The organism is Ferdinandcohnia salidurans, from assembly GCF_042680725.1.
Taxonomy (GTDB): Bacteria; Bacillota; Bacilli; order Bacillales; family Bacillaceae_L; genus Ferdinandcohnia; species Ferdinandcohnia salidurans.
The window spans coordinates 158862-169450 of record NZ_JBHUEK010000008.1 but is presented as its reverse complement, the minus strand read 5'-3'; the positions used below and the strand labels follow the sequence as shown (position 1 = coordinate 169450).

The 10589-nt window shown below is 39.0% G+C and carries 7 protein-coding genes; all 7 read right to left on the bottom strand.

The annotated features are described in order from the left end of the window. Window positions 1-110: 110 nt before the first annotated feature. The 7 genes from ACFSFW_RS06710 to ACFSFW_RS06680 all read right to left on the bottom strand — a co-directional run bounded on the left by ACFSFW_RS06710 (window position 111) and on the right by ACFSFW_RS06680 (window position 10569). Window positions 111-848, bottom strand: a complete 738-nt coding sequence (locus tag ACFSFW_RS06710; protein WP_388036392.1) for a polysaccharide deacetylase family protein — start codon at window positions 846-848, stop codon at window positions 111-113. 120 nt (window positions 849-968) lie between these two features. Continuing rightward, entirely contained in the window at window positions 969-1556 is a 588-nt protein-coding gene (locus ACFSFW_RS06705; RefSeq protein WP_388036389.1) for a YdcF family protein, read from the bottom strand. A gap of 532 nt (window positions 1557-2088) precedes the next feature. Continuing rightward, window positions 2089-2907, bottom strand: coding sequence for an NAD-dependent epimerase/dehydratase family protein (locus ACFSFW_RS06700; protein ID WP_388036386.1), 819 nt, complete (start codon window positions 2905-2907; stop codon window positions 2089-2091). A 78-nt stretch (window positions 2908-2985) separates the two neighbouring features. Next, on the bottom strand, window positions 2986-6192 hold the full coding sequence (locus tag ACFSFW_RS06695; RefSeq protein ID WP_388036383.1) for a UvrD-helicase domain-containing protein: 3207 nt from the start codon (window positions 6190-6192) through the stop codon (window positions 2986-2988). Next, complete coding sequence (locus ACFSFW_RS06690) at window positions 6185-9121, bottom strand: PD-(D/E)XK nuclease family protein (protein WP_388036380.1); 2937 nt, start codon at window positions 9119-9121, stop codon at window positions 6185-6187. The genes ACFSFW_RS06695 and ACFSFW_RS06690 overlap by 8 nt, the downstream gene beginning before the upstream one ends. 173 nt (window positions 9122-9294) lie before the next feature. Beyond that, entirely contained in the window at window positions 9295-9984 is a 690-nt protein-coding gene (locus ACFSFW_RS06685; protein WP_388036377.1) for a copper homeostasis protein CutC, read from the bottom strand. A 90-nt stretch (window positions 9985-10074) separates the two neighbouring features. After that, entirely contained in the window at window positions 10075-10569 is a 495-nt protein-coding gene (locus ACFSFW_RS06680; RefSeq protein ID WP_388036374.1) for a DUF1648 domain-containing protein, read from the bottom strand. Window positions 10570-10589: the final 20 nt, after the last annotated feature.

The following is a 10589-nucleotide window of genomic DNA, read 5'->3' as shown; positions in this document are numbered from 1 at the left end:
CTTCCGCCACTACGGCGTGTTCGGGACTTTCACCCGTTAGTCCGATGCGCTGCCAAGCGCACAAAAGAATCGTCTTGATATCCGAGACGATTCTTTGGCTACATGTATATCTAATTACTTTGTTTTATTTGGGTCCGGAACAGCATTTCTGACACAGTAACAAATTCATATCCTTCTTCCTCTAGTTCAGTGAGTATTTGTTCTAATGCTTGAACGGTTTGCGTTCGATTTCCACCTGAATCATGAAATAGAATGATGTTCCCTGGTTTCACACCCGAAATGACCCTTTTTGTGATCCTGCTAACTCCCGGATTTTTCCAATCCTTCGTGTCTTGATGCCACGACCATAGCACAACATGGTATCCATTTTCTGCTGCAGTGTTAATAATAACGTCATTGTAACTCCCACCAACTGGACGAAAAAGAGTTGGGCTAAATCCAGTTATTTCCTTAAGAGTATCGGTGGTTATATCAATTTCATTTTCAAGTTTTTGGGAATCACGTATGATATTTGCATGATTAAAAGTGTGATTTGCAATTTCATGTCCTTCCAAAACTTCTCGACGAATAATTTCGGGGTGTTTAATTGCGTGCTTTCCAACAACGAAAAAAGTCGCTTTTGCTTTATGTTTCGCCAAGACATCTAAAATCTGAGGTGTATAAACTGGATTGGGTCCATCATCAAAGGTGATGGATACCATCTTCTCTTCTGTCTTTACTTCCCACGTAACCTTACCTGTTTTTTCAAAGTCAAAGCGATCTGTTGCCTGTGCAGGAATATGATTTAAAGATAAGAAAAGAACAATCATTACTATACATCTTCCCAAAAAAGTTCCCCCTTCTATCATGAAGCTTTATTGGGTAGTTTATGGATTTTTTTAAATTTTTATAAGGCTTGTCAATGGAATTTGTTTGCGACTAAAGAAAAGACGAGATTGTCTCCTCGCCTCTTGTAATGCATGATTATTTTATTTAAGGAAAAACTTTTCTACATAATATTTTGTTACGGACAAATATTCACGACCGTATGCTTTTACCAAAGTAATTTTTGGGGTTTTTGCAGGTAGTCCCTCGACCTTCAAATTAGCATCTTTGGCAATTTGGACTGACCGGTAAAGATGATAATCATTTGTCACTACAATCCCTAACTTCGCGTCCTCAGGTATTAATTCTTTTGAGAATTTAATATTTTCATATGTACTCGTTGAACAGTCTTCAAGATAGATACTTGATTCAGATATCCCTTTCTCCACAAGCTTTCTTCTCATCGCTTCCGCTTCTGTAATATCCTCACCCGGTCCCATGCCACCTGAGGCAATTAAGATCGTGTCCTTATTCTCCTTCGCATATTCAGCCGCCGCATCAATTCGATATTGTAACGCAAGTGATGGAATTTCACCATTCACCTTGGCACCAAGAATAATCAAATAATCGGCATTATTGGGAGGCACTGCATCCACATACTTAGATATCTTATAATGAATGCTCCCGAAATATACAACCCCAATAGTGAGTAAAATTCCTATTATAAGTAGCATCATTTTCCTCTTTTTCAAATTAGTAACAACCCCTTCAAGGTTATTCTATTATTATATCAAAAGGAAGAGGAAGGACTCTAGTAAAGGCAGAAGGAATTTCAAAAAGTAACAATTTTCCACTTGTGTATCATATTTGAGTAAAAAAGTGATAAAAGCATTCGTAAAAAAGAATTGCGTATGCTTTTCTAGGGATTGGAAGTATAAAACCATGCGTAAAATCCAAAAAAAGGAAGAAAACATCTGAAAAATGATGGGATTTGTAAAAATAATCCATTTGTGTATCGTTTTTAAGAAAAAAAGGAATAAAAGCATTCGTAAATAAGAAATGCGTATGCTTTTCTATAGATTGGAAGATAAAACCATTTGTAAAATCCAAAAAAAGGAAGAAAACATCTGAAAAATGATGGGATTTGTAAAAATAATCCATTTGTGTATCGTTTTTAAGGAATAAAACGATAAAAGCATACGTAAAAAAGAATTGCGTATGCTTTTATATTGAATCCTTGTATAAAACCATTCGTAAAATCCTACACGTGTCCTCCGCTTCATTCTAGTTAAGCCAATTTTGATTTTCCAGATCTTCGTAATAAGGCAGAATACTATCCATTTCGATATCAGCCTGTGCTAGAACGTCCTGTGAATTCATCTTTGAGACAAATCCAAGCTCACGGGTTGCATTAATCGTTGACCATGGTTTGTCCTTGTTATTGGATACCCCATAATAGGTCCCAAACTTCACCGTGGTTTGGATGGCTAAATCAAATAACTGAATCACATCCTCGTGACTAAGTAAGGTTTTGTTTATTCGTGGATTTGTTTGTAAATCCTTCACTTCATCACGTCTAACACTACCAATTCGCAAATTAATGACAGATAGATTGTTTTCCTCCTCATAGGCTAAAATATGTCCGATATTTTCTGAAGCCAATTTGAGAGTGCCATATAATGATCTTGAGTAGGGATAATCATCAACAGTAATCTTACGGCCAAATGCCGAATCCCCATCTTTCTCATAAAAATCAGTTACATGGTTGCTGCTTGCATAGACCACCTTAGCTATCCCAAGCTCGATTGCCGCCCTTAAAATATAAAAGGATGCAAGGAAATGAATTTCGGTCTTTTTGCGAAATTGAGTAACATCTTTAAAATCGTTTTTTGTTTTGACATTCAACAGGTTAACAAGTGCATCACAGTCAACAGGAATTTTACCAATCAGTTCTTCAAAGTTTGTTGCATCTACCTCGATGTGATTTGGATGATTATCTACCTTTTTATCGAGAATGGTGATGTCGTACTTGTCACTAAGCCCTGCTTCAAGAATCGAACCGATTAAGCCAGTCCCACCGATGATGGCAATTTTCTTTTTCATTGTATTGCTCCCCTTTAGACTTGTCTTACTTGTTAAAGTTTGTTTTTTTAGGAAAAAACATACATCCAAAAAAGATACTTAAATGGTCATAATTTTATTGGGTGTGACAAAATAAAGCTGTTTGTCTGCCACTTGTTCTCCGGTGATTATTTCCCAAATTTGCTGGTACAGGTCGATTTGGTTTCGATAGTATCTTGTTAATTCCGGGAGCATCTCAACATCCTTTGGCCGGTCTGTTTTATAATCAACAATCTTCCAAGAACCGTTTAGCTTGTACACAAGATCAATAATTCCATTTACAAAAACAATCTCAGCCTTGTCTCCTTTTTCAACATACTCATACAAAGGATCTTTCGCATCGACTTGAATAGTGAAAGGAACTTCTGTTAAAACTTGATCGGCAATTTGAAGCTCTGCCCAAATTGTCGATTGTTTAAAACGTTCCACAGCTTGTGCGACTTCTTCCATACGTCCTAAAGAGATTTCATGTTTTTTTAACGCCGATACAACAACGGTTTCCGCTTCTTGATCACCTTTGACGACCCTCTCAAAAACCTCGTGAATCGCAGTTCCCCATGCCAATCCCCCACCCTCCTCACGTTCAATTCCAAGTGTGAAGATATCTTGCTTTTCTTCGGAAGGACTAAATGTCGCATAGGAAGGTTGTTTTCGGTCCTCGATCCAATCAAGTAATCCTTGTGTTTCAGTTCTGTAATCATCTTGAGTTGAGTAATTTCCCTTTGTTTCTTTTTCATCCATTATCACTTCTGGGATATCGATATCCTCGAGCCTAGGTAGGCCATCTAAAAGAAGACTCCACGGATTTTTCGTGTTTTTAGACTCAAATGTACTAATGATCATGGCTTTCTCAGCCCTAGTAGCAGCAACATACAGAACGCGAATTTCTTCAGCTAGCAAGTATGCTTCCTCCTCGTCAAGGTGTTCCTCCCAAAACAGGGGTTGTGCAACAGGTTTCGTCGTTTGACCATGCTTTCTTCCAAACATAAAGTACCCTGTTGCGCCTTGGTCTTCACGTTTGATATGGGACCATATTTTATTGCGAATTTCAGGCTTTTTACCCGGATGAGCTAAGAAAACAATTGAAGCCTCCAAGCCTTTTGCTTTATGAACATTCATGATTCGTACCGCATTATCGTCTTCCTCAAGACTGATAACATTTGTTTTTTCCTCAATTTGCGTTTTTACAAACTGAACAGCTTGTCTAAAGGTTAATGCCTCGTCTTCCTCTTTTACCCTCAGTGCTTCAAGGATTTGGATGAGATTTGTCATTTCCCTCTTACCATAGGTTTTAACGGCGAATAATGGGTATAAACCGATATCCTCCACTATTTTCACAATTGCAACTAGCGGTGAAAAGGTCGTTTTCCATTTGGTATATTGCCGTAGCTTTGAGAGTGCATCATGAAAATGCTGTTTCGTTACTCCATTCAAATTGTCCGGAGTTTCCGCATATAACGAAAACCCTCCTCCCGCCTGCCTCCATTGGAATAATTCCTCATCACTGATACCAAACCAGACACTTCGAAGTGCGGCAACAAAGGCGATTTGATCCGTCGTATCCACAAGAGCATCGAGAAGACATAGTAGATCCATGAATTCGGGAATTGTTCCGATTTCCATTTCCCCGCTGACACTCACAGGAATTCCTGCTCCCTCCAAAACGCGCGCGTAAACATCAATGCCCTCTTTTTGACGGGTTAAAATCATGAATTCACCTGGCTCATGACCATCATTGATTAATTTTTGAATATATCCGGTTATACACCGTGCATCTTCATCAAGCGTCGTCGTTTTGTTTTTTGCAAAATCATCCGATAATACAAGTCTCTTAATCCCCTCTAAATCAGAACTACCTGCTTCTTTATAGGAATGTAGTGGACGGTAGGCGGCCTGATGGACTGTTTCTTTTTCGGGTAGATGCTCTTGAAAAACGCCATTTAGTAAGCTTGTTACAGTATCAACCGTTCTGAAATTCATTATTAACTGGAGAACTTCACCATCATGAGCTTCAATCAGTTCCTTCACTAGATTGTAAATATCAATATCGGCACGTCGGAAACGGTAGATTGCTTGCTTTGGGTCTCCCACAACAAAAAGGGAGCCAGGACGTGGTTTACACTTTGTCCAATTTCTTTCCGAAACATCGTCTCCTGTTAAATAAAACATTATTTCCGCTTGAATCGGATCCGTATCCTGAAACTCGTCAACAAGCAACCTTTTGTATTTCTGCTGAAAATACGTGCGCACTTCTGAATTGTCCTTCAAAAGGGCTGCTGTTTTCATCAATAAATCTTGAAAATTCATCAATGAGCGTTCTTGTTTTATTTTTTCAAATTCTTTTAGAGCTTCTTTAAATAAGTCAATGACAAATGGATGACAATATTCACTCCAACTAATCAGCAATGGCTTAATTTGCGTCTCGAAAAAATCGGTAATTCGAGTTTCATATTCCTTAGCAACTTCTTTTGAAGTCCATCGGTTCTGCGTAGCCTTAACGTTTTTATCAAACAATCGAAAAATGGTAATCATTAGTGAGTCCGTAATGCTATTGAATCTTACTTGACGGAGTGATTTTTCAATGGCTTCCTGGAGTTTGTCAGGTCCCTTTGGATTATCTTTTGGTATGCAACGACTTGCTTCTTTTAAAAGTGACATGAAACGACGAAACACATCATCAAGATTTGGTTTCTCCACTGCATCACTTGCCCACTGAACATCTGGATAATTTTTCATAGTACGGAAGCGGTCTGATAAATCTTGTTCCTCAATCGCAAGTACCTTCATCATTTTCGCTTTCTGTGGGTTATCTTGTTCCAGCTTATTTCTGTAAACAAGCCATGCAGCCTCAGCCATTTTTTCATCTTCTGAATCTTCAAGTTCCTTAAAATGAACATCAAGACCCGCTTCAACTGGCCTTTCTCGTAGTAATCGAGCACAAAAGGAATGAACTGTGCCGATAAAGGATTGTTCAATATTTTGCAATGCTTCCTCCAGCAAAAATTTTACGTCTGGGTCTGATTCTTCTTTACACTTTTTTTCGAGAACGGTTAAGAATCGTGTTTTAAGCTCGTCTGCTGCCTTTTTTGTAAATGTGATCGCGACAACCTCATCTATTTTCGCTGTGCCTGTATATATTAGATTGACCATTCGATCAACTAGGCTCGTCGTTTTCCCCGAACCCGCTCCAGCTTCTACGAGAAAGTTTTGATTCAATACAGTTGTAATCTTATCTCGAGCCTCTTGATCGACAATTACCTTAGTCATAGGCACGCACCCCCTTAAAACTTGTTAATCCCTTAGCCGTTTCGTCTTGTTGTTTTTGTTTCAATGTTTCTTTGTCATATGTGGAACGTCTGCATATTTGTTTAAACTCACAGAATTTGCATTCATTCTCATCATCTGTCATCGTGAAATGTCCATGCTCCACAATCGAAAGAAGCTTGTCTAAAATGTCCTTTCCATTTGTACGGGTCGTTTCTTCCTGCTCTCGTTCAAAGCGTTCCCCTGCTCCCTTTCTCGTTGGAAATAAATAAGAGCTCTTTTTCACCGCTCCATCATCCATTCCTAAATGGGCTTCAATGGCAAGTGTGTAGAGGAGATGTTGGAGCTGTCTTCCCCCTTTAAAAAACTCTTGTGTCTTATAGCCCCAACTACTTCCCGTTTTATAATCAATAATATGGTAAGAACCATCAGGTAACTGATCGACTCTATCAATGATTCCCCTAACATGAACTTTTCCTGACGGAAGCTCAATCACTGCTGGTGCATCTTCTCCAAAGGAATATTCAAAATACAAAGGTTCCCCTAACTCATTATTTTCTTCTTCGATCCTCAAAAAGGTTTCACATGACTCGATGATTTCCTCCGTTTCTAGTCTTTCCGTTCGTGCATTTGGTGGTGGAACGAGTGTTTTTATGACTTCCAACCCATCTTTTGCTATTTTAGATAGCAGGTGGATATGTTTTTCGAAGGAAGGTCTTTCCTTACGAGCCTTGATTTCTTTATAAAATTTTTCAAAAATTTCGTGTAGCAAGCTTCCCCTCGTTTTTGCGTCCAGCCATCGGTTCGGGTCATAGGAAATATCCTCATTTACCTTTAGTCGCAATACATTTTCTAAAAAATAGGCATATGGGCATTTCGCAATTTTTTCAAGTTTCCCAGCAGAAATCGTAATCTCTTGGTTTTTACGAGGATCAAACCCTGTCGTATCACTTTCGATTTTTCCTTCATACACGGTAAAGGCAGGATCCTGCCTCATTGTTTCAGCATGAAGCCCTCTTTCAATATTTGAAAATCCTGATAAAACCGATTCCGTGAACGGATTGTTTTGCTCGTTTGAGATGTGGTAAGTCCACCAATCTTCTCTATCTACTATGTGCTTTTTATCCACACTTGGAACATTCTTTTGTAGAGTTGTAAAATCTGCCGAAAAATCGCCTGATTGAATGCGGTAGCATTGTAAAAGCAAATAGGCAGGTGATATAACTCGGTTTTCATTTATGTTAAACCTGCAGTAGCTTACGGTAATCTCATGGTTCGCAGCTGAGGCTAAAAGCTGTAAAATGAAATAATGATTGCGTTTCGACTTGTCCTTTTCTAACGGAAGGAATCTGCCCAATTTCTCACGTTCTATGTCAAGCAATATTGGGTCCTCCCCTGACTTCCCTGGAAACCGCTGATTGTCCATTCCAACAAGAAATACATGCTTACGATTTACATAGATACCATTTTTATAGGACGAAATATGTAAATAGCCAGGCTTTGGTCGGGACTGGCCAATTTGAATGGATAGAAAATCTTCCTCAAATTTTTGATATACTTCAAATAAGGCTTCATTTGCATATGGCAACAAGTCTTCGATTCGTTCTAGTAATGTCTCTTTCGCTAGTTGGTCAAATGCGGAAGAAACTTTACAATAGTTTTGCAGAAAGTACTTAATCGTTTTTAGTAGATCACGATAGACAATGGTTCCGTCGGGTTGGTTTGTAGGTGTTTGTTTGAACACAGACGAAAACCATTTTAAAAGCCATTGATAATGCTGCATTCGATCCTCTGAAGCGTTTTGTTGATTAATTTTGGCATGGATTTGTGAAAGATAGCGCTCTTTCCCCCAACCAATATGAGCATCCCGCAGCAAGTTTGCGGTTCTAGCTTTTGACGGTGCGTCTTCTCCTAAATCCATTAAATTTTCCTGAAGAAGGTCCAAGAAAACTCGCACACTATAAAATTCTTTCATCCAAGCGAGAATGCCTGCCACGAACTTACCAGGACGCGTAAAACCAATCGGAATCCCCTCACCGTATGTCACAGGCAGTTGCATTCGTTCCGCTAAATGATACATCGCGGTAATGTATTTCGAACTTGCTGTGTAAAAGATTACCGCCTCATCAAACCTGTTTCCTCTTTCCTTCATACGAAATAGTACTTCCTTTAGCTCCATATCCTCCGTTTTCGCTGAAAATAGGGAAAGTGTCGGTACCGTTGTTTGGCTATGTTCTACATCAAAAAGGTAGCTCAATGGTGTTTCGCCACCGAAAACAACCTTTGAAAAAGAAGAGCCTTCAGGTATCTCCATACCTCGTACTGCTTCCATCGGTAAATGAAAGTAATTTGTTGGAAGGATACTTTTTAAAAATTCTACTTGTAGGTAAGTTAACCTAAGGTTGCTTTGAAAAATGAAGACTTGGTTTCTAGAGTGATATTTTCCTAGAGCACTCCTAAAAAGCTCAGCTTCATCAATCATTTTATTTTTATGAAGTAGCTCTTCATAAGACGCTAAAATACCTATCATATCTTCGCCTTTTGCCTTTGAGACAAAATCTTCCCTAGAAACTGAGCTACTTGTGAAGCCAGCCTGACGCAATAGTTTTACTGTTTGGTACAACCTTTGGCTTAAGGTCGGCGTGATTTCAACCTCATGAAAATACCGAAAATCCATCTTTTGCTCTGACAGTAGGGAATACATAAAATGAGTTCCAAGTGCATCACTGATGAGTTGTTTTTCTTCGGTAGACTGAGCATCAAGTGCAAGATCCTTAACAGTTTTGATTTTTATATTCACGGCATAATGATTATTTTGAGTAAATTGCCTTAGTATTTGTTCGCCAATCATATAAGAATCCACAAGTAAGATTTTTTCTGTTAAAAAATGCTCTTTGCATATCGCTTCGAGGTGTTTAATGAGAACTTCCAAGGTTTTCACTCTCCATTTTAATGATTAACACTACGGAACCATGGGGACGGTTCTTGTGGTCCCTTAGTCAATCACGACTTCCGAAGGAACCAAGAGAACCGTCCCTCTGGTCCTCCTTTCTTTTAGCCAAAATAAAAGGACGTCCAAATCTTCATTAGGACATCCTTGTTGTATTAACTCAGTAATTCTTTTATCGTTTTAATAGTATTCCCATTTATTGGTTCGCTAAACTTCCCATTTATTCGAACCGCAGATCCGAAATGGTATTCGGTTGCATGAACTTTTTCATGAAGTTCTACAATATTGTTATGTGATAAGCCTGAGCCTGGCATAACGACCGGTGATGGCTTTTCGCTTGCTAACGCAAGCATTTTCTTAAGATTTTCTACACCTTCTAACGCCTTTGGTGCTCCTCCCGAGGTTAACACCGTTTGGATAGAATCACTGTATTTTTGAAGGGTTTTATAAGCTTCGATAATATCCTTTGCTTCATCAATTGCACGGTGGAAGGTAATCTTCATTCCATCCGCTGCCGCAATCACTTTTTCAAGAAAGGCTTCATCTATTTCTCTGCTTTCCGTTAAAGAACCAAATACAATTCCTGTGGCACCAAGGTCCTTACAAACCTTTATATCTTCCAAAATCACTCGCTTGTCGTCCTCGGAATATGTAAACGAGTACCCATGTGGACGAATCATAACATGAACCGGAATGGAGACCGCTTGGACAACATCCTTTATTATTCCATATGAAGGTGTTAACCCTCCTTCTGTCATTGCCGTTACTAATTCTAAACGATTTGCACCATATTCTTCGGCCATTCTTGCATCTACTGCATCTTGTACAATAATTTCAAGTAACATCTTTATTTCCTACCTTTTATGTAATTTGGTACCGCGGGGACGGTTCTCTTGGTCCCTATATGGAACCGAGAGAACCGTCCCTCTGGTCACTTACCTTATTTTAAACATCTTGTACATATAATACCCCATTGTCCCAAAAAGAGACACAAAAAACCCAATCATGTACCACATACCTAGACCTTCTTTTCCTTGGGCGACGTTAATCATTTCCAATGCACCAATCGCTAGGAAAATCGTAAGAAGGAAATTCATCACAATCAACATTTTTCGAGAGGCTCTATAAATGGCTTCTGCGTTTTCGGGTGTCACCTCAACAGGGTAATTATGAATATGCGGAAACTTACTCAAGATAAACAAGGTCTTGAATAGAAAGGTTGCGACAATTGGGAGGATGAGAACACTCCCTTTTCCGCCCCAGCTATCGGGCTCGCCGGAGATATTAAAATGGGTAGGTACTCGATCCGGGATTTCACCCCAACTTACAATGATATAAACATAAATACCCACTAAAAATAAAATAGATAGCGTTTCTATTATTCTTTCAGAAAACGTTTTGGGGAGTTTTAGCACTGGTTTGTCGGACATAAAAAAACCACTCCTTCCTC